This window comes from Streptomyces sp. 2A115 (assembly GCF_052245575.1).
Taxonomy (GTDB): domain Bacteria; phylum Actinomycetota; class Actinomycetes; order Streptomycetales; family Streptomycetaceae; genus Streptomyces.
In genome coordinates this window covers 60,856-81,399 of sequence record NZ_JBQQCG010000004.1, presented here as the reverse complement: position 1 = coordinate 81,399, position 20,544 = coordinate 60,856, and the positions used below count along the sequence as shown (strand labels likewise).

The 20,544-nt window shown below is 70.6% G+C and carries 17 protein-coding genes and 1 pseudogene; 11 read left to right on the top strand and 7 right to left on the bottom strand.

What is annotated here, in order from left to right; all coding sequences use genetic code 11:
- Positions 1–520: 520 nt before the first annotated feature.
- Positions 521–1,960, bottom strand: a complete 1,440-nt coding sequence (gene gndA / locus ACTWQR_RS05000; protein ID WP_443225652.1) for an NADP-dependent phosphogluconate dehydrogenase — start codon at positions 1,958–1,960, stop codon at positions 521–523.
- A gap of 319 nt (positions 1,961–2,279) precedes the next feature.
- Between gndA and ACTWQR_RS04995 the strand changes: the two genes are divergently transcribed.
- On the top strand, positions 2,280–3,455 hold the full coding sequence (locus ACTWQR_RS04995; protein ID WP_443225651.1) for a transglycosylase family protein: 1,176 nt from the start codon (positions 2,280–2,282) through the stop codon (positions 3,453–3,455).
- Here ACTWQR_RS04995 and ACTWQR_RS04990 read toward each other — a convergent pair.
- Positions 3,445–4,686, bottom strand: a complete 1,242-nt coding sequence (locus ACTWQR_RS04990) for a DMT family transporter (protein WP_443225650.1) — start codon at positions 4,684–4,686, stop codon at positions 3,445–3,447. The genes ACTWQR_RS04995 and ACTWQR_RS04990 overlap by 11 nt on opposite strands.
- 222 nt (positions 4,687–4,908) lie before the next feature.
- On the opposite strand from ACTWQR_RS04990, the gene ACTWQR_RS04985 reads away from it, so the two are divergent.
- The 8 genes and pseudogenes from ACTWQR_RS04985 to ACTWQR_RS04950 all read left to right on the top strand — a co-directional run bounded on the left by ACTWQR_RS04985 (position 4,909) and on the right by ACTWQR_RS04950 (position 14,605).
- Positions 4,909–5,637 (top strand): (2Fe-2S)-binding protein, encoded by a 729-nt coding sequence (locus tag ACTWQR_RS04985; protein ID WP_443225649.1) that lies wholly within the window; start codon positions 4,909–4,911, stop codon positions 5,635–5,637.
- A 94-nt stretch (positions 5,638–5,731) separates the two neighbouring features.
- A complete protein-coding gene (gene glgA / locus ACTWQR_RS04980) occupies positions 5,732–6,904 on the top strand; it encodes a glycogen synthase (protein WP_443225648.1) in 1,173 nt (390 codons plus the stop codon).
- Positions 6,905–6,997: 93 nt separating this feature from the next.
- A complete protein-coding gene (gene glgC / locus ACTWQR_RS04975) occupies positions 6,998–8,218 on the top strand; it encodes a glucose-1-phosphate adenylyltransferase (protein WP_443225647.1) in 1,221 nt (406 codons plus the stop codon).
- Positions 8,219–8,303: 85 nt separating this feature from the next.
- The gene (locus tag ACTWQR_RS04970; RefSeq protein WP_443225646.1) at positions 8,304–8,747 is read left to right on the top strand and encodes an HIT family protein; all 444 of its coding nucleotides are present in this window, start codon (positions 8,304–8,306) and stop codon (positions 8,745–8,747) included.
- 75 nt (positions 8,748–8,822) lie between these two features.
- A pseudogene (locus tag ACTWQR_RS04965) lies at positions 8,823–9,035 on the top strand (hypothetical protein); the annotation flags it as partial.
- A 25-nt stretch (positions 9,036–9,060) separates the two neighbouring features.
- Entirely contained in the window at positions 9,061–11,403 is a 2,343-nt protein-coding gene (locus tag ACTWQR_RS04960; protein ID WP_443225645.1) for a GH92 family glycosyl hydrolase, read from the top strand.
- A gap of 147 nt (positions 11,404–11,550) precedes the next feature.
- A complete protein-coding gene (locus ACTWQR_RS04955; RefSeq protein ID WP_443225644.1) occupies positions 11,551–12,912 on the top strand; it encodes a wax ester/triacylglycerol synthase family O-acyltransferase in 1,362 nt (453 codons plus the stop codon).
- A gap of 193 nt (positions 12,913–13,105) precedes the next feature.
- Positions 13,106–14,605, top strand: coding sequence for an SDR family NAD(P)-dependent oxidoreductase (locus ACTWQR_RS04950; RefSeq protein ID WP_443225643.1), 1,500 nt, complete (start codon positions 13,106–13,108; stop codon positions 14,603–14,605).
- 88 nt (positions 14,606–14,693) lie between these two features.
- On the opposite strand, the gene ACTWQR_RS04945 is transcribed toward ACTWQR_RS04950, so the two are convergent.
- The 4 genes from ACTWQR_RS04945 to ACTWQR_RS04930 all read right to left on the bottom strand — a co-directional run bounded on the left by ACTWQR_RS04945 (position 14,694) and on the right by ACTWQR_RS04930 (position 17,889).
- Positions 14,694–15,494, bottom strand: coding sequence for an SDR family oxidoreductase (locus ACTWQR_RS04945; RefSeq protein ID WP_443225642.1), 801 nt, complete (start codon positions 15,492–15,494; stop codon positions 14,694–14,696).
- A gap of 75 nt (positions 15,495–15,569) precedes the next feature.
- Positions 15,570–16,025, bottom strand: coding sequence for an HD domain-containing protein (locus ACTWQR_RS04940; protein ID WP_443225641.1), 456 nt, complete (start codon positions 16,023–16,025; stop codon positions 15,570–15,572).
- Positions 16,026–16,171: 146 nt separating this feature from the next.
- Entirely contained in the window at positions 16,172–16,801 is a 630-nt protein-coding gene (locus tag ACTWQR_RS04935; protein ID WP_443225640.1) for an MBL fold metallo-hydrolase, read from the bottom strand.
- Complete coding sequence (locus ACTWQR_RS04930; RefSeq protein ID WP_443225639.1) at positions 16,801–17,889, bottom strand: S-(hydroxymethyl)mycothiol dehydrogenase; 1,089 nt, start codon at positions 17,887–17,889, stop codon at positions 16,801–16,803. Before ACTWQR_RS04930 ends, ACTWQR_RS04935 begins: the two co-directional genes overlap by 1 nt.
- Before the next feature lie 392 nt (positions 17,890–18,281).
- Here ACTWQR_RS04930 and ACTWQR_RS04925 point away from each other — a divergent pair, with 392 nt between their 5' ends.
- Both ACTWQR_RS04925 and ACTWQR_RS04920 read left to right on the top strand, forming a co-directional pair.
- On the top strand, positions 18,282–18,455 hold the full coding sequence (locus ACTWQR_RS04925; protein WP_443225638.1) for a hypothetical protein: 174 nt from the start codon (positions 18,282–18,284) through the stop codon (positions 18,453–18,455).
- Between the two features lie 65 nt (positions 18,456–18,520).
- The gene (locus tag ACTWQR_RS04920) at positions 18,521–19,003 is read left to right on the top strand and encodes a GNAT family N-acetyltransferase (RefSeq protein ID WP_443225637.1); all 483 of its coding nucleotides are present in this window, start codon (positions 18,521–18,523) and stop codon (positions 19,001–19,003) included.
- A 192-nt stretch (positions 19,004–19,195) separates the two neighbouring features.
- Here the strand turns inward: ACTWQR_RS04920 and ACTWQR_RS04915 are convergent, their stop codons facing one another.
- A complete protein-coding gene (locus ACTWQR_RS04915) occupies positions 19,196–20,539 on the bottom strand; it encodes an amidase (protein WP_443225636.1) in 1,344 nt (447 codons plus the stop codon).
- Positions 20,540–20,544: the final 5 nt, after the last annotated feature.

The following is a 20,544-nucleotide window of genomic DNA, read 5'->3' as shown; positions in this document are numbered from 1 at the left end:
CCACCTGGTCGCCGTTCGTCCCGCGACGGGGTGAGTGCGCGCGCGGGGCACGGGTACGCGTGGGACAAGTCCAGAGCCGACGTTCCGAGTGGCTGGAGGACACCATGACGCACCCCAACCCCGATCCCGTGAAGCCGGGACCCACTCCGGGCCCGGGCCCCGACCGGCCGCAGCCCATCCCGGACCCGGTACCGGCCCCCGAGCCCCACCCCGTACCGGAGCCGTCCCCGTCACCGGTCCCCAAGCCACCAGGCCCGGACCCGGTACCGGAGCCCACTCCTGAGCCGGGCCCGATTTCCTAGCAGACGGCGAAGACGGCGAAGACGGCGAACACGCAGGCGGCCCGGCGCGGAACCCTCCACGCCGGGCCACTAGTGGTTCGGGCAAGCCCCGTCCAGCGTCCCCTTCCGGTGCGACTCACGACCGACGCCCCATCAGGGGCGCGGGGAACTGCGCGACCAGCCCCCACGACCCGCACTCGCAAACCGAACCAATGGACCGAACTAACAAGCCGAGCCGTTCAGCCCGCGACCTCGGCCCGATCCCCACCCCACATCGTGTGGAACGACCCTTCCCGGTCCGTCCGCCGATACGTGTGCGCCCCAAAGAAGTCCCGCTGCCCCTGCGTAAGCGCCGCAGGCAACCGCTCGGCCCGCAGGGCGTCGTAGTAAGCGAGGGCCGCCGCGAACCCCGGCGTGGGCACACCCTGGTGCACCGCGGCCACGAGCACCGCACGCCAGTCGTCCTGCGCCGCCCCGATCTCCTGGGCGAACGTCTCGTCGGACAGCAGGCTCGGCAGATCGGCCCGAGCGTCGTACGCGGCGCGAATACGGTCGAGGAACGCCGCGCGGATGATGCAGCCACCGCGCCAGATCGCCGAGACCGCGCCCAGGTCGACGTTCCAGTCGTACTCGGCACTCCCCGCGGCGATCTCGTGGAAGCCCTGCGTGTACGACACGATCTTCGACGCGTACAGCGCCTGCTCCACCTGGTCGGCGAAGGCCGCCGCGTCCGATTCGTCCATCGGCTCGGCCTTCGGCCCGGCGAGCCCGCGTGAGGACTCGCGCAGCTCGGTGTGGCCCGACAGCGACCGTGCGAACACCGCCTCAGCGATGCCCGACACCGGTACGCCCAGGTCCAGCGCGATCTGCACGGTCCAGCGGCCGGTGCCCTTCTGCTCGGCCTGGTCCTGGACCACGTCCACGAAGGGCTTGCCCGTCGCCGCGTCCACATGCGACAGGACCTCGGCGGTGATCTCGATCAGGTAGGAGTCGAGCCGCCCGGTGTTCCAGGTGCGGAAGATGTCCGCGATCTGCGCGGGGGAGTAGCCCGCCACATCACGCAGCAACTGGTACGCCTCGCCGATCAGCTGCATGTCGGCGTACTCGATGCCGTTGTGCACCATCTTCACGAAGTGGCCGGCGCCGTCGGGACCGACGTGCGTGACACAGGGCGTACCGTCCGCCGCCTTCGCGGAGATCTTCTCCAGCATCGGGCCGAGGGAGTCGTACGACTCCACCGGGCCGCCCGGCATGATGCTCGGACCGTGCAGCGCGCCCTCCTCGCCGCCGGAGATGCCCGCGCCGACGAAGTGGATGCCCTTCTCGCGCAGGTCGTGCTCCCGGCGCCGGGTGTCCGCGAAGTGCGCGTTACCCCCGTCGATGATCATGTCGCCGGGCTCCAGGAGCGGGGCGAACTCCTGGATCACCGCGTCGGTCGGCTCGCCGGCCTTCACCATGATCACCAGACGGCGCGGCCGTTCGAGGGCGGCCACGAACTCCTTGGCGGTCTCCGCCGCGATGAAGTCGCCCTCGCCGCCGAACTCCTCCACCAGCGCGTGCGTACGCGAGGCCGTCCGGTTGTGCAGGGCGACGGTGTAGCCGTTGCGTGCGAAGTTACGGGCGAGATTGCGCCCCATGACCGCGAGACCCGTGACGCCGATCTGGGCTGATGTGCTCATACGGTTGGCTCCTAAAGGTCCTGAATCGGTAGTGCCGGTCGTGCCCCGCCAGTATTGCCCCACTGGCCATCCTGACTTGCCCGTTCGCCGACCGCGCGTCCTGAATTGCCGATGGTGTGTACGCAACGGAGCCGCGCCTGCCTCAGCGCCTTGCCGAACTTCGCCGTCACATCCGTCTCGGATGTACCCACAACCAGTCATCAACGGGTGTGTATTCCTGGACACTTGGCGAGATAGTGCGGCTGATTGTCCTCTTGTCACGGCTTGTTAGCAGCGTTTACTTTTGCCGCTCCTGACGCTTGTCGAGGGGGGCTCCTTCATGGCCGTACGCGGCCGGCATCGCCGGTATCAGCCCAACAGGATCAACCGAGCCTCACTCACCGTCACGGTGGGCGGCGCCGGAATGGCGATACCGCTCATCGGTACCGGCGTCGCGCACGGGGCCGACGTCGACACCTGGAACAAGGTCGCCGCCTGCGAGTCCACCAACAACTGGAAGATCAACACCGGCAACGGCTACTACGGCGGACTGCAGTTCAGCCAGTCCACCTGGGAGGCGTACGGCGGCCGGGCGTACGCGGCGCGTGCCGACCTCGCGACCAAGGACCAGCAGATCGCCGTCGCCGAGAAGGTCCTCAAGGGCCAGGGTCCCGGGGCCTGGCCGGTCTGCTCGGTCCGCGCGGGCCTCGCACGTGGCGGCGACACTCCCGACATCAACCCATCGGGCACCTCCGCCCAGACAGCCTCGCCCCAGACCAGCAAGCGCACCGTCCGCGACGTACAGCCGCAGACCACGCCCCAGTCCCAGGCCGGCACCGCCGAGATGTACCGGGTCGTCCGCGGCGACACGCTCTCCGGCATCGCGGGCTCCCGCGAAGTGCAGGGCGGCTGGCAGCAGTTGTACGAGGCCAACCGCAAGACCGTCGGCGCCGATCCGAACATGATCGTTCCCGGCCAGCGGCTCAGCCTGAAGACGAAGACCGCGCCGGCCACGGACGCCACTCCCACGTCGGCCCAGAAGCCTTCGACGGAGAAGGCTTCCTCAGAGGTCAGGACTGAGGAGAAGACCGAGAAGAAGGCCCGCTCCTCGACGCAGCTCACCGCCCCGGTGAGCGCCGGCACCGGTACGCCCTACCGCGTCGCGGGCTCCTCCTGGTCGAAGGGCTATCACACGGGCGTCGACTTCCCGGTGCCCACCGGCACGTCGGTCAAGTCGGTCGCGGAGGGCAGCGTCGTGAGTGCGGGCTGGGGCGGTTCCTTCGGCTACCAGGTGGTGATCCGGCACGGCGACGGCCGCTACACCCAGTACGCCCACCTGTCGGCGATCTCCGTGAAGTCCGGGCAGAGCGTGGCGAGCGGCCAGCGCATCGGCCGCTCCGGTTCCACGGGCAACAGCACGGGCCCGCATCTGCACTTCGAAGTGCGGACGGGGCCCGGTTTCGGCAGCGACATCGATCCGGTCGCCTATCTGCGCGCGGGTGGTGTCAGGATTTGACGCGGGAGCGGATCCCGATCGGGGCGGGCAGCAGCGGCAGGTAGAGGTTGCCGTAGTAGGTGCCGGACCACGGTGCTTCGTCCAGGCTGTCCGGTATGCGTTCGTCCAGGCTGTCCCGTAGGCGGGCGGGCGCCTCGTCGGCCGCGGGGGGCCCGTTCGACCCGGGCGGGGGCAGGAGGGCCTCCTCCCGGGCGGCGACGAGCACCCCGGCGGGTGCGGGCGCCTTCTCCCGTACTCCCGTGTTCGTCTTCTCCCGTGCTCCCGCGGAGACCAGCTGTTCCGCCACGACGGACTGCTGGGGCAGGACAACGGTCTCCTCGAGCGTCTTGAGGCGGTTCGGCTCGGCGCTCACGGACACCTCGCGTGCCCCGGCTGTCGCCGGAACCGGCTCCGGAAGCCCCGCGCTGCCGATCCGCTCCGTGGTGAGCAGGATCAGGCCACCCGCGGCGACGACCCCGGCGCCCAACGCGAGGGCGGTGCCCGTCTCGCCGTAGCGGAAGGTTTCGCCGAACATCGTGATGCCTACCGCGGCCGCCACTATGGGATTCACGACCGTCAGCGTGGCCAGCGGCGCCGCGAGTCCGGCGCCCCGGTAGGAGGCCTGCGACAGCAGCATTCCGGCGGTCGCCAGGACGCCGATCACGGCGAGGCTCGGCAGGTCGGCGAGCGTGACGCCGCCCGTCCAGTCCACCGCGACCGTCTTCGTGAACACCGACGACATACCGAAGGCGATACCGGCCGCGACCGCCAGCAGCACACTGCGCACCGCGGGGTGCCGGTGCACCGCGCGGGCCGCCATCATCAGGGCCACCACCGCACCGCCGGTGACCAGAGCCACCACCACGCGCTGAGTACTGTCCAGGGACCGCGAGTCGGCCGTGCTGACCAGCGCCAGCAGTACGGCCAGGCCGACCGTCGCCATGATCGCGCCCCGCCAGGCGGTCGCCCCGGCCTTGCGGCGGACGAAGACGGCGGCCATCGGAAGCGCGAACACGATGGTCAGCGCACCGAGCGGCTGAACCAGGCTGAGCGGACCGTAGGCCAGCGCAACGACGTGCAGCAGTCCGCCGAGGCCGTTCAGGCCCACCGCGATCCACCAGGCGACCTGACGCATGGGAGCGTACGTCTGGTCCGGCGTCGTCGCCGCGACCCGTTCCTGCACGATGGCCCCGCCGGCGTAGGCGACGGCGGAGACGAGAGAGAGCACCACAGACAGCACAATGGCGTTCATGCGGCGCTCCTCTCTGTGTGGTGGATCAGCTCCGGCGAGCGGAGCGTCCGGTGTGGCGAACCGTCGGCTTCCATGGTTAATACGATCCCTCTCAAAGGCTCCCGTGTCGTCGTACCTGAGGCTTCATTGGGTCGTACTGCCGATGGAGTACGACCTCCGCCGAGTCCTCCCCAGGGTGGGCAACACCGGGTACAACCCCTTAAGTGGCACCCTTATGCCCGCTTGGTGTACTTGATCTCCGTGGACCTCGACTCCGATCTCACTCGACTCGCCTCTCTCGAAGGTTTCTTCGCCCTGCGCACAGGACGGCCGCCGCTGCCGACCCTCGCGGAGGCGTACGCGACACACGGCGTCACCGAAGGGGCGGATCCGCTCACTTTCCGTGTCCTCAAGGTCGTACGGTCGCTGGGCGCGCCCGAGGTGCGGATCGGCGTCTCGGTGGCGCAGCAGGGACTCGCCGCCCGGCTGTGGTCGGTGGCCCTGGGCGCGGCCGCGCTGTACGGGCAGGTGCCCGACCTCGATCCGCGGCTGCTGCGCTGGGACGCGGACGGCAGCGCACCCGACGACCTGTGGCTGTCCGAGGTGCGCGCGCTGCCCGGCGACGCGGCGACGATCCGGCAGCTCGTGCACCACGGCCACCTGGAACCCCTCGCGGCGGCCCTTCGGGCCCGGCACCCCGTCTCCGCGGGGCTGCTGTGGGGCAACGCGGCCTCCGCGCTCGCGGGCGCCGCACGCGAACTCGACCGGTGGGCCCGCGCCAACGACCGTACAGAGGTGAGCGATCGCGCCCGCACACTCGCCGCGGAACTCCTCGACCACCCCGACCTGCGGGACACCGGCACCCTGACCGGCACGGCGTTCCGCCGACGCAGCTGCTGCCTCTACTACCGGGTCCCCGGCGGCGGAGTATGCGGCGACTGCTGTTTCACGCGTCCTCCGCGCCGAGTCTGAGCACGGAACCCGGCGGGGCTTCCGTTGCGGTCTTCCCCAAGAGCCACTTCTGGGTGACCATGTGGGAAGCAGCCGCTGAGACAGGGGGTTCCGGGTGCGAGTGGGACTGCTGACCCGGGAGTACCCGCCGGACGTGTATGGCGGTGCGGGCGTCCATGTCGAATTCCTCGCCCGGGAGTTGAGGCCACTCACCGACCTGGACGTGCACTGCTGGGGCGAGGGCGCCGCGGGCGGAGTCGTACGACACCGGCCCTGGCCCTCGCTCGACGGCGCGAACGACGCGCTGCGCACCTTCTCCGTGGACCTCTCCATCGCCGCCGCCCTCGAAGGCCGCGAACTCGTCCACTCGCACACCTGGTACGCCAACCTCGCCGGCCACTTCGCGAAGCTGCTGTACGGCGTCCCGCACGTCATGACCGCCCACTCCCTGGAGCCGCTGCGCCCCTGGAAGGCCGAGCAACTCGGTGGCGGCTACGCCCTGTCGAGCTGGGCCGAGCGCACCGCGATCGAGGCCGCCGACCGTGTGATCGCCGTCTCCGGGGCCATGCGCGAGGACATCCTCGGCTGCTACCCCACCCTGGACCCGGCGAAGGTCCGCGTCGTGCACAACGGCATCGACACCTCCCTCTACAAGCCGGACCACGGCACGGACGTCATCGACCGCATCGGCCTCGACCCGAGCCGCCCGTACATCCTGTTCGTCGGCCGCATCACCCGCCAGAAGGGCGTGCCCCACCTGCTGCGCGCGGTCCGGGACATCGACCCGGCCGCACAGGTCGTGCTGTGCGCGGGCGCCCCCGACACCCCGGAGATCGACCAGGAGTTCCGCGACCTCTACCAAGAACTCAGCCGCGTGCGGGAGGGCGTGCACTGGATCCCGCAGATGCTGCCGCGCCCGGACGTGATCCAACTCCTCACGCACGCCGCCGTGTTCGTCTGCCCCTCGGTGTACGAGCCGCTGGGCATCGTCAACCTGGAGGCGATGGCCTGCGGCACGGCGGTCGTCGCCTCGCGGGTCGGCGGGATTCCCGAGGTCGTCGCGGACGGCGAGACCGGGCTGTTGGTGTCCGTCGAAGATCCCGCCGAGGGGCCCGCCGAGGGGTACGAAGTGCGGCTGGCGCGTGCGCTCGACTCGCTGCTCGCCGATCCGGAGACCGCCCGGAGGATGGGCGAGGCGGGAAGGGAGCGTGCGGTGCGGGAGTTCGGGTGGGACGCGGTGGCCCGGCGCACGGTCCAGCTGTACGAGGAACTCCTCAAACAGGCATAGTCCACGGGGGAATAGTCCTTCGACCAGGGGTAGTTCTCTGGCAGGCGTGGTTCGAAGAACGTGGCACAACCGGGCGGGTAGAGGGGCGGCGGCATGCGACGCGGTGGACCTTCGGTGCTGGGAATCGTACTTGCGGGCGGTGAGGGCAAGCGGTTGATGCCCTTGACCGCGGACCGCGCGAAACCCGCGGTGACTTTTGGCGGAACGTATCGCCTGGTGGATTTCGTACTCTCCAATCTCGTCAACGCCGACATTCTGCGCATCTGCGTCCTCACGCAGTACAAGTCGCACTCGCTCGACCGGCACATCACCACGACGTGGCGGATGTCGAGCCTGCTCGGCAACTACGTGACTCCGGTCCCGGCGCAGCAGCGACTCGGCCCGCGCTGGTACCTGGGCAGCGCGGACGCGATCCTGCAGTCGCTGAACCTCGTGCACGACGAACAGCCCGAATACATCGCGGTGTTCGGCGCCGACCACGTCTACCGCATGGACCCGCGGCAGATGCTGAACCAGCACATCGAGAGCGGGGCGGGCGTGACCGTCGCGGGGATACGGGTGCCGCGGGGCGAGTCGTCGTCCTTCGGTGTCATCGCTCCCGGGACCGACGGCCAGACCGTCGACAGCTTCCTGGAGAAGCCCGCCGACCCGCCGGGCCTCCCGGACGACCCCGAGCGCGTCTTCGCCTCCATGGGCAACTACCTCTTCACCACGAAGGCCCTGGTGGAAGCGCTGCACCGGGACGCCGAGGACGAGAACTCCGTGCATGACATGGGTGGTTCCATCCTGCCCATGCTCACCGAGCGGGGCGAGGCTCAGCTCTACGACTTCAGCGAGAACCACGTACCCGGCGAGACGGTCCGTGACCAGGGGTACTGGCGTGACGTCGGCACCCTCGACGCGTACTACGACGCCCATATGGACCTGATCGCCGAGCGGCCGGCCTTCAACCTCTACAACCGCAGCTGGCCCATCTACACCCACTCCGGCCAGCTGTCGCCTGCCCGCTTCAGCGCGGGCGGCATAGCGAGTGAGTCGATCATCAGCGCGGGCTGCCTGATCAGGGGCCAAGTCAGCCGCTCGGTGCTCTCCCCGGGTGTCCGGGTCGACCCGGGCGCCGTCGTCCAGGGCTCGGTGCTGCACGACAACGTGCACATCGGCCGGGGCGCGGTGGTCCGCGGCGCGGTCCTCGACAAGAACGTGGAGGTGCCCCCGGGAGCGACGATCGGCGTCAACCCGGAACGGGACCAGGAGCTCTACACGGTCTCCAAGGGGGGCGTGATCGGACTGGGGAAGGGCCAGCGGGTGTCGTAGGCGAAGGGCAGGCGGGTGCCGTAGGCGTCGTCCGGACACCCGTCCAGTCGTCCGGGAGAGGCAGTCAGTCGTCCAGGAGAGGGCCGTGGTCGTCAGCGAGTGCGTCTTCTGCGCCATTGCGCAAGGTCAGGCAGAGGCCAGCACGGTCTACGAGGACGACGCGGTAGTGGCCTTCATGGACCTCCAACCCGTCACGCCCGGCCATCTCCTGGTCGTTCCCAAGGCACACGCGGTGGGCTTGGAGGACCTCGACGAGACCCTCGGCGCCCATGTGTGGGTGGTGGCCCACCGGCTTGCCCGCGCGCTCCGTCGCTCAGCCCTGCGTTGCAGCGGTATCAACTTCTTCCTGGCTGACGGCGAGGCCGCCTTCCAGGAGGTCCTCCACGTGCACCTGCATGTCTTCCCCCGCTTCACCGGGGACGACTTCCGGATCGACGCGAACTGGCGCGCGCGTGAGCGTGCCGAGCTCGACGAGAGCGCTGCCGCCGTCCGCTCCGGCCTCGCGGCACTCACTCCTCGGCAGCGTTGACTCCTCGGCAGCGCTGAAAGGACTGCTGGCTCGCCCCTGCCGCCGCCGCGCCGCTACCGGTCACGGCCACGGCGCCTGGCCCGCCTCGACGAGGTGCGCGCGTTGGTCTGCCGGGGTGGAAACGGCGCCGTCTACACCCAGATATCCGACATGGAAGGCGAGTTGAACGGTCTCATGACCTACGACCGCGAGGTCGTCAAGCCCGACGTGCCGCGGCTGAAGGCCGCGCACGAGGCGCTGATCCACGACGCGTCCCGGGCGACCCCCACGGGTTGCCCGGCCACCTGACGTGACGACAACGGAGGTCTTCCGTATGAGAGGGACCCGGCGCCTGCCCCTGCGCACGGCCGGGGCGGTGACGGCCGCCGCCCTGCTGGGCGGCGGCCTCGCCGTCCCCGCCGTCCAGGCCGCCGAGCCGAGTGCCGGCCGGCTCACCGAGCTGGTCAACCCTTTCATCGGCACCGAGAACGAGGGCAACACCTATCCCGGCGCCGCCGTGCCCTTCGGCATGGTGCAGTTCTCACCGGACACCGGCCACAACACCGGCTACGACTACTCCGAGAACCACATCCGCGGCTTCTCGCTCGTCCACCTCTCCGGCGTCGGCTGCGGACTCGGCGGCGATCTGCCCGTCCTGCCGACCACCGGTGACGTCACGCAGACGGACTACGCGAAGTACGCCGCCGAGTTCAGTCACGACGAGGAGAAGGCGAGCCCGGGCTCCTACAAGGTCGGCCTGAAGACCGGCATCGACGCCGAGCTGACGGCGACCGAGCGTACCGGCGTGCAGCGCTACACCTTCCCCGCCACCGACAAGGCGAACGTTCTGCTGAACGCGGGCCAGTCGCTGCACAGGACCGTCTCCACGAAGGTCGAGATCGTGGACAATCGCACCGTGCGCACCGCGATCACTGGCAGTGGCTTCTGCCAGGACACCAAGCCGTACACCGTCTACACGATCACCCGCTTCGACCGGCCGTTCACGACGTCCGGGACCTGGAACGGCGACACGGTCACGGAGGGGTCCAAGGAGTCGGTGAGCGCCGGCCGAGGCGGCGCCTACGTCCGCTTCGACACCACCAAGGACCGCACGGTCGAGGCGACCACCGCGCTCTCGTACGTGGACGCGCGCGGCGCCGAGGTCAACCTCCGCTCCGAGGGCGGCCGTTCCTTCGACGCCGTCCGGCACACGGCCCAGCGGACGTGGGAGGACCGCCTTGACGACGTACGGGTCAAGGGCGGCGGCGACACGCTCCGCCGCACCTTCTACTCATCCCTCTACCGGTCCTTCCTCGCGCCCAACATCGGCAGTGACGCCGACGGCCGCTACACCGGCTGGGACCAGAAGACCCACCGAGCCCAGGGCTTCACCTACTACCAGAACTGGTCGCTGTGGGACACGTACCGCACCCAGTCGCAGCTCCTGTCCCTGCTCGCGCCGCACGAGGCGCGGGACATGGCGATCTCCGTGCTCAAGATCGACGAGGAGAGCGGATGGCTGCCCAAGTGGGGCTACGGGACGGTCGAGACGAACATCATGACCGGCGACCCGGTCACCCCGTTCCTCACCAACGCCTACCAGCAGGGCCTGCTGAAGGGGTACGAGGAGCGGGCGTACCGCGCGCTGAAGGAGAACGCCGACGGTGTGCCGCCCGCCGACTCGCCCGCGGTGGGCCGTGAGGCGAACAAGGAGTACATCGCGCACGGTTTCGCGCCCCACATCAAGGGCCGCCCGCACGCCAAGCCCGGCGACGCGGACTACGACCACGGCGCGTCGGCGACCCTGGAGTACGCCCTGTCCGACGCGGTGCTCGCCGAGATGGCCCGCGGCCTGGGGCATGACGGGGACGCCGCGCGGTATGCCGCCCGTGCGCAGAACTACCGCGAGATCTTCGACGGCTCGACCGGCTTCTTCCGGGCGCGGGACGCCTCCGGAGCCTTCACCGGGCCGGCCGACCCCGCCAAGAGTGAGGGATTCCACGAGGGCACGTCCTGGCAGTACCAGTGGCTCGTGCCGCAGGACCTGCCGGGCATGGTCGACCTGATCGGCGGCGAGCAGGCGGCCAACGATCGGCTCGACTCGTTCTTCGCGTACGAGCAGCTCCTGGAGGACCCCGCGAAGACCGCCCGCGAGGTGTGGGTGAACGGGCCGTACGACTACTACAACGCGGACAAGTACAACCCGCAGAACGAGCCCGACCTCATCGCCCCCTACACCTACCTCTCGACCGGCCGGCCCTGGAAGACCACCGACGTCGTGCACGCCGCGCTGACGCTCTTCACGGACTCGCCGACCGGCATGACCGGCAACGACGACCTGGGCACGATGTCCGCCTGGAACGTCCTGTCGTCGATCGGGATCTTCCCGGTGCAGCCCGGCTTCGACACCTGGGGCCTGTCCACGCCCGTCTTCGAACGGGTCGACATCGCGCTCGACCGTCGCTACTACCCGCGCGGCGCCCTGACCGTGACGGCTCCGGGCACCTCGGACAGCCGACGCTACATCCAGTCGGCGTACACCGACGGGGTCGGGTACGACCGTACGTATCTGACGACCGACGCGCTGCGTGGCATCCGCTCGCTCGCCTTCACCGTGGGGGCGGAGCCGTCCGGGTGGGGTACGGCCGCGGATGCCGCCCCGCCTGCGCTGAACTGACCCCTTGAGCCCCACACGTCCCGCCCCTTTCGCTGGGGGCCGGACTTAATCTGGTGTTAACTGTGCGTAGCTTGATCGTACTTGACCGTAATCGCCCAGCCAGGATTGACTGCTGGCTCACCCGTCGTCGAAGCGAGAGCCAAGCCATTGACCTCTGACCTTCTCGCACCACTCGACCTGGCGTTCTGGAACATCGAGTCCGCCGAGCACCCCATGCACCTCGGGGCCCTCGGGGTCTTCGCGGCCAACTCGCCCGCCGCGGCCCCGCACGCGGCCGACCTGCTCGCGTCCCGCGCGGCCGGCGTCCCCGGACTGCGCATGCGGATCCGTGACGTCTGGCAACCGCTCGACCTCCGGCAGCCGCTGGCCTTCGACCTGCGCAGGCCGCTGTCCTTCGGCGGCGCCGTACGCGAGCCCGTCCCCGACTTCGAACCGTTCGACCACGTTCGGCTGCATGCCCCCGTCGCGGATTTCCACGAGGCCGCGGGCGCGATCATGCAACGCCCCCTCGAGCGCGGCAGGCCGCCGTGGGAGGCGCACGTGGTGCCCGGCGTGGACGGCACCTCCTTCGCCGTGCTCTTCAAGTTCCACCACGCCCTGGCCGACGGACTGCGGGCACTGACGCTCGCCGCGGCGGTCATGGACCCCATGGACATGCCGACACCCCGTCCACGACCCGAGGAGCCCTCCCGCGCCCTGTTCCCGGACGTCCGCAAGCTGCCGGGCCTCGTCCGCGGCACGCTCTCCGACGTGGGCCGCGCCCTCGACATCGGCGCCTCCGTCGCCCGCGCCACCTGGGGTGTCCGGTCCTCCTCCGCCCTCGTCGCGGAGGCGACCGGCACTCGCCGCATCGCGGGAGTGGCTCTCGAACTGGACGACGTGCACAAGATTCGCAAGAGCGTCGGCGGAACCGTCAACGACGTCCTGATCGCCGTCGTCGCCGGCGCCCTGCGCCGCTGGCTGGACGAGCGCGGCGACGGCAGCGAAGGAGTCGCGCCCCGCGCCCTGATCCCTGTCTCGCGGCGCCGCCCGCGCACCGCGCACCCGCAGGGCAACCGGCTCTCCGGCTACTTGATGCGGCTGCCCGTCGACGACCCCGACCCGCTCGGACGGCTCGACACGGTGCGCAGGGCCATGGACCGCAACAAGGACGCCGGACCCAACCGGGGCGCGGGCGCCGTCGCGCTGCTCGCCGACCACGTTCCGGCGCTCGGACACCGGCTCGGCGGTCCCGTCGTCGGCCAGGCGGCCCGGCTGCTCTTCGACATCCTGGTCACCAGCGTGCCGCTGCCCAGCCTCGGTATGAAGCTCGGCGGCTGCCCGCTCACCGAGGTGTACCCGCTCGCCCCGCTGGCCCGCGGCCAGTCCCTCGCGGTCGCGGTCTCCACGTTCCGCGGCCGCGTCCACTACGGGCTCGTGGCCGACGCCGAGGCCGTGCCGGACCTCGACCGGCTGGCCAAGGCGGTGTCCGCCGAGGTGGAGGAGCTGATCGACGCCTGCGTACTCTGAACCGCCGCCCGCGGGGCCGTGGGACAGCCACTCGCGGGCCCGTGGATCTCCGTCCACGGGCCCGCCGGTGGGCCCCGAGGAGGCCGCTGATCATCGCGGGTTTGGTGCATTTGCCCTGCGCTCCGTAAAATTCCGCCTTCGAAAGCGAGCGCGGTTCGAGCGCGGCGCGAAACCCCGAGAGACGGCAACAACGATGACGGTGACAGACGACAGCCAGGCGGCCCCCGCCGTGGACACGGCAGAGGTGGTCGCGGAGGCCTCGTTCGGTCCCGGCATCGACCCGGAGCGGCTGGCCGTCTGCCTCAGCGTGCTCGACGAGCTCGAGAAGATCGAGGTCGACCACCCCGACGCCATCGCCGTGCGCCGGGCCACCGCGGGCGTCTACCGCACGGTCAAGCAGCGCCGCCGCCAGGAGCGCCGGGCGGCGAAGACCGCGCACGACAAGGCGGTCACCGAGTCCACGGCCACCGGCTCCGCCCAGCGCATCGACGACGAGACGGAGGGCATCCTGCCCTCGTCCGTGACCGACGCCGGCGAGATCGCCGGGATACTCCAGCGTCCGCGCTCCTGCTACATCTGCAAGAAGCGGTACGTCGAGGTCGACTACTTCTACCACCAGCTCTGCCAGGAGTGCGCCGCCGAGAACCGCTCCCGCCGCGACGCCCGCACCGACCTCACCGGCAAGCGCGCGCTGCTCACCGGCGGCCGCGCCAAGATCGGCATGTACATCGCGTTGCGGCTGCTGCGCGACGGTGCGCACACCACGATCACCACGCGCTTCCCGAACGACGCGATCCGCCGCTTCAAGGCCATGCCCGACAGCGACGAGTGGATCGGCCGACTCAAGATCGTCGGCATCGACCTGCGCGACCCCGCCCAGGTCGTCGCGCTCGCCGACTCCGTCGCCGCCGAGGGCCCGCTCGACATCCTGATCAACAACGCGGCCCAGACCGTACGCCGCTCGCCGGGGGCCTACACCGAGCTGCTCGCCGCCGAGTCCGGCCCGCTGCCCGCCGGTGAACTGCCGCCCGCCGAGGTGATCGGCACCTTCGGCTCCGGCGCTGTGGCCGCGCTGCCGGTCCCCGGAGGCGGCGCCCTGACCGCGCAGGACGTCACCGACCTGGCCCTAGTCTCCGGCTCGGCGTCCCTGGAGCGGATCGCCGCCGGTACGGCCATCGACGCGGGCGGGCTCGTCCCCGACCTGCACGACACCAACAGCTGGATCCAGGCCGTCGAGGAGGTCACGCCGGTCGAGCTGCTCGAGGTCCAGCTCTGCAACTCCACCGCGCCGTTCATCCTCATCAGCCGCCTGCGCGCGGCGATGACGGCAGCCGGGGCCAACCGCACGTACATCGTCAACGTCTCCGCCATGGAGGGCGTCTTCAACCGCGGTTACAAGGGCGCGGGCCACCCGCACACCAACATGGCCAAGGCCGCGCTCAACATGCTCACCCGCACCAGCGCCCAGGAGATGTTCGAGAAGGACCGCATCCTGATGACCGCGGTCGACACCGGCTGGATCACCGACGAGCGGCCGCACCCGGACAAGATGCGCCTCGCCGACGCTGGTTTCCACGCGCCGCTCGACCTGATCGACGGGGCGGCCCGGGTGTACGACCCGATCGTGCGAGGTGAGCAGGGCGAGGACCTGTACGGGGTCTTTATGAAGGACTACGCGCCCGGCAAGTGGTAACGGCTCCGTGCCGAGCGTGAGCCGTGGGCGACGACTCCGCCGGGACGAGCGGGTCGTGTGTGGCTGGTCGCGCCGTTCCCCGCGCCCGTTACGGGGCGCGGTGCGCCCGCAGGCGCTCGTGCACGGCGTACGCCGTCGTCGTGTGCGCCGCGCGTACCCGCGTCCCGCCGTCCACCAGCAGGTCCGCCCCCGTGATCCACTCTGCCGCGCCCGAGGCCAGCCACACGACGGCGCGCGCGATGTCCTCGGGTTCACCGATCCGGCCCAGTGGGAGCCCGGCCGCCAGCTCGTCCTCGGCCTGCTCCCATACGAAGCGGGCCATCTCTGTGCGTACGAGGCCGGGGGAGACGGAGTTGACCCGGACCTTTGGGGCCAGCTCGCCCGAGAGCTGCTGGGTCAGATGGAGCAAGGCGGCTTTGCTGGTGCCGTACGCGCCCACGTTCGGTCCCACATGGCCCGCGCCCTCGGTGCATACGTTCACCACCGACCCGCCGTGCTCCCTCAGCCACGCCCGCCACGCGTACTGCACCAGCCGGAGCGGTGCTTCGACGTTGACGTTGAAGGCCTCGCGCCAGCGGTCCGGGTCGGCGTCCATGAGGGGGCCGTACGGTTCGTTGGTCGCCGCGTTGTTCACCACGACATCGATCCGCCCGAACTCGCGCAGAGCCAGCTCGGTCAACTCCCGCAGATGACCCGGATCGGCGACCGATCCCGCGAGCCCCACTCCGCCGAGATCCTCCGCGGCCCAGCGCACCGCGTCCGGATCACGAGCCGTCACGCATACCCTCGCCCCCGCCGCCACGAACGCTTCGGCTACGGCCAGCCCGATGCCACGCGAGGCCCCAGTGACGATGGCGACTCTGCCCTCGAGTCCGTACGGCGACGTCATCCGCGTACCGTCTCATGACGGACCGTCAGCCAACAATCCCCGGTCGGGAGCGGGGCCGGCCGAGGGCATGGCTGCTCAGTCGACAGGCCTCAGCCGTGCGCGTCCGGCCGCCACCAGCTCCAGCACCGTGCGCCAGTCCTCCAGGACCCCGGCGTCCAGACCGGCCGTCCGAGCGGCTTCGTCCGCCTGCCGCAGGAGTAGTACGTCCTCCATGGCCGGGTCGTACGCCAACCCCTCCCTGTGGAGGCGCACGAGATGGGCGACCCGCTCGCCGAGCAGCGGCCGTACCGCGTCGGCCGCACAGTCCGCGTGTCCCGCGTAGTCGCCCGGCCGCAGCAGCTGCCCGATGTCGTGCACCAGGCCGGCCACCTGTAGTTCCTTGTCCGCGGGGCGGCTCCGGCGCAGCAGCGCGGCGGTCTGCAGCGCGTGATCGTGCAGATCGACCGGATCGCCGCCGCCGTCGGGGGTGTCCCAGGCCCCCCGGCAGGCGTACAGCAGATCCATCAGCTCCTCGACACTGCGCAGCTCCATGCGCCAGTCCTCCCTGCGGGCGAGAAAGGCCGCTGTCTCGCGTCAGCAGATCATGGCCAGCTTTCGACGGAGCCAACGGGAACTGAACTGCGAACCGTGGAATGCCTCCGCCCCGGGGCCGCTGTCCTGGGGCGGGCAGGCCCGTCTCAGTGGCCCCGGTCGATCCACTCCTGAAGGTGCGGGGCCTCGGCGCCGACCGTCGTGGAGTCGCCGTGGCCGGTACGGACGACCGTCTCGGCGGGCAGGGCGAGCAGCCGGGACCGGATCGACTCGACGATCGTCGGGAAGTGCGAGAACGACCGTCCCGTCGCACCCGGCCCGCCCTGGAACAGCGTGTCGCCGGTGAAGACGGTGCCCAGTTCCGGAGCGTGCAGACAGACGGCGCCCGGAGCGTGACCCGGGGTGTGCAGGACGGTCAGCTCCACACCCGCCACCGCGAGCTGCTGGCCGTCGGCCAGTCCGCCGTCCGGGAGGCGGTCCGGGTGGGTCTGCTTCCACAGGGGGAGGTCGTCTTGGTGCAGCAGGATCGGGGCGCCGGTGCGGGCCGCCAGAGCAGGGGCGGCGTCGATGTGGTCGTTGTGGGCGTGGGTGCAGACGATCGCAAGCAGCGTGCGGCCGCCGAGTGCCTCGGTGATGGCGTCGGCGTCGTGCGCCGCGTCGATGACCACGGCCTCGGAGTCGTCGCCCACGATCCAGACGTTGTTGTCGACGTCCCAGGTGCCGCCGTCCAGGCTGAAGGTGCCGGAGGTGACCAGGTGCTCGATACGGGCCGCCATCAGAGCACCACCACCGAGCGCAGCACATCGCCCTCGTGCATGCGGTCGAAGGCCTGCTCCACCGCGTCCAGCGCGATCGTCTCCGTCACGAACGCCTCCAGGTCGAGGCGGCCCTGCTGGTGCAGGTCGATCAGCATCGGGAAGTCGCGCGAGGGCAGACAGTCCCCGTACCAGGAGGACTTGAGTGAGCCGCCGCGGCCGAAAACGTCCAGCAGAGGCAGTTCGAGCTTCATCTCCGGCGTCGGGACACCGACCAGGACCACCGTGCCGGCCAGGTCGCGGGCGTAGAACGCCTGCTTGTACGTCTCCGGCCGGCCGACCGCCTCGATGACGACGTCGGCCCCGAAGCCGCCCGTCAGCTCGCGGATCGCCTCCACCGGGTCCGTCTCCTTGGAGTTCACCGCGTGTGTGGCGCCCATCTTCCGGGCCGTCTCCAGCTTCCGCTCGTCGATGTCGACCGCGATGATCCGCGCCGCGCCGGCCAGCCGGGCGCCGGCGACCGCCGCGTCGCCCACACCGCCGCAGCCGATGACCGCCACCGAGTCGCCGCGGCCCACCGCTCCAGTGTTGATCGCCGCGCCGATCCCGGCCATCACACCGCAGCCGAGCAGACCCGCGACCGCCGGGGAGACGGTCGGATCCACCTTGGTGCACTGGCCGGCCGCGACCAGGGTCTTCTCCGCGAAGGCGCCGATACCGAGGGCGGGGGAGAGCTCCGTGCCGTCCTCCAGGGTCATCTTCTGCTTCGCGTTGTGCGTGTCGAAGCAGTACCAGGGGCGGCCCCGCAGACAGGCCCGGCACTGGCCGCACACCGCACGCCAGTTGAGAACGACGAAGTCACCGGGCGCCACGTCGGTGACGCCCTCGCCGACCGCTTCCACGATGCCCGCCGCCTCGTGGCCGAGCAGGAAGGGGTAGTCGTCGCTGATGCCGCCCTGCTTGTAGTGCAGGTCCGTGTGGCAGACCCCGCAGGCCTGCACCTTCACCACGGCCTCGCCGGGACCCGGGTCCGGGATGAGGATCGTCCGGATCTGCACCGGCTCGTTCTTGCCGGGGGCGATGACACCGCGTACCTGCTGGGCGGCCATGTCGGCTCCTTCGCGTGGACAATGGGGCGTTGATCATGTTGGCACAAGGCCGGCCGGGTGTATCCGTGCCTGTGGACAACCGAGTGAAACACGGCGAACCGATGGCCGATCGGACGCTGAACGACTTCAGACAGTTACACCGTGTTTTCAGCCCCATCGAGCGGGCGCCCGCTCATTTGGGTACTCTGTACCGGACGGACAGCCTGACTGGGTCTCACCCACACCCATGGTCCGTCCCGGGACAGGCCGGTCACCACGGCCTGCTCTCACACAAGTAAACCGGCGCCACCGCGTCCGAACGGCCTTTGCTCAGACCCGAGCGGGCGTCAGGCGACCGGCAGTGGACCGGCCCTGTACGCCCCGAGGGTGATCCGACACATAAGGAGTGCGCGGTGACACCGGAGAAGACGAATCTCGATCAGCTCCCCAAGGAACGTACAGAGCGTGCAGGTCGCCGGCCCGAGGAGCTCGGCAGCCTCGAGGTGTGGGCGCGGTCCGCCCCGATCCGTCTGGCGGGTTACGAGGACGACCTCGCGGAGCCCCACATCCTGCCCAGCGTGGACTGACCGACCAAGACCACCGCGGAACCCTCGCGATCGCTGACCGGCATGGGAGTGTCAGACTGACGCCCATGCCGATCAGAGAAGCCGTGGCCGCCGACTGGCCACGGATTTGGCCTTTCTGGCACCGGATCGTCGCCGCCGCCGAGACCTACGCCTGGGACCCGGACACCTCCGAAGAGGCGGCCCGCGCCCTCTGGATGGCGCCGGGCAAGCGCGTGTACGTCGCCGAGGACGACACCGGAGCCGTCGTCGGCTCCGCGTACACCGCCCCCAACTACGGCGGTCCCGCGGCCCGCGTCGCCAACGCCGGCTTCATGGTCGACCCCGACCGGTCCGGCCAGGGCATCGGCCGCGCCCTCGCCGAACACGTCCTCACAGCGGCGAAGGCCGACGGCTACCGGGCCATGGTGTTCAACGCCGTAGTGGAGACCAACCCCGCCGTGAAGCTGTGGACCTCACTCGGCTTCACCATCCTGGGTACAGTCCCAGACGCATACGAACACCCGCATCAGGGCCGGGTCGGCCTACACATCATGTACCGAGCGTTGTAATACCGGGCTCCCAAAGGCGCCCCAAAGAGGCGCGGGGCTGTGACATTGTGCGGCTCCGCCGCGATGGGGGTCCCCCCGCTCATGGGGGTCCCCCCGCTCGAGCGAAGCCGAGAGTGGGGGAGAAGCCGAGAGTGGGGGAGCGACCAGCCACAACCGACCCGCAGCTTCTCCACTGGCGTCCGGTCCTTCCGGTCACCCCAGCGGAGCTGTACGTCGCCAAGGACGCAGCTCCTCCAACTGTCCCGCCAGCTCCAGCAGCCCCGCCTCCGACCCAGGCCGCCCGACCAGTTGCACAGCACACGGCACCCCCGACGGCAACGTCCCGAACGGCACCGTCATCGCCGGCCACCCCGTAAGGTTCCACGGCGGCGTCAGGGGCGAGTAGTTCGTGTTGGCCAGGACATTCCGCAGCCACCCGCGCGCGTGCCAGTCCGCGGCAGCGGGCCCCCGCCGGGCAAGGGCCGGGGTGAGCAACACATCGTGCTCCGCGAAGAACGGCTCCAACCGCTCCCGCAGCTGCTCCCGGCGCGCACCTCCCCGCACAGAGCCGACGAAGCGCCGCCCCACGGCAGCGTGGACCCGCGTCCGCCGCGTGAGCCGCCGCCGGTCGAGCCCCTCGGCATCCACCGCCGTCCCCGCCGTCCAGTGCGCGAGCGCGGTGGTCCCCAGCCACACCGGGTACGGCGGATCGGCCCGCCGCACCCGATGCCCCGCACCCGCCAGCAACTCGGCCGCCTCGCGGGCCGCGGCCGCGTAGGGCCGGCTGATGGTGACGCCGACCAGGGGGCTGCGCACGGAGAGGGCGACCGTACGGATGACGGACTCCTCGACGCGTACGACATCCGTGGCGGCCAGGACCGAGAACATCAGCCGGGCGTCCTCGGTCGTCGTCGCCAGGGGGCCGTTCTCGGACATGCCGAACCAGTCGCCGTGGCCGATGTCCGCCGGGACCGTCCCGTGGCCCGGCTTCAGGCCGAGGACGCCGCAGTTGGCGGCGGGAATGCGCAGCGAACCCATGCCGTCGTTGCCGATCGCGATGGGCACCATCCCGGCGGCGACCGCTGCCGCGCTGCCGCCGGATGAGCCACCCGCCGTGCGCGAGGTGTCCCACGGGTTGCGGGCGATGCCGTGCACGCCGTCCGTGGTGCCGAAGACGCAGAGCTCCGGGACGTTCGTGAGACCCACCACGACGGCGCCCGCGGCGCGCAGCCTGGCCACGGTGACGTGGTCCTGGTCGGCCGGGGTGTCCGGGGTCGCGGCGGAACCGTTGCGGGTGGACTCGCCGCGTACGGACAGGTTGTCCTTGACCGCCAACGGCACACCTGCCAGCGGCAGTTCGGCCAAGTCGGTTCGGGCCGCCACCTCGTCGGCCTCGGTGAGCGCCGCCGCCGCGCGCAGGTGGCGGAAGGCGCCCACGCGGGCGTCGAGCAGCTCGATCCGCGCGAGGTGTTCCGCCACCACCTCGCGCGGGGTGACCCGCTTCTCGCGTACGGCGGCGGCGATCTCGGCGGCGGTCCGGCCGGCCCAGGTGGTCACGGTGG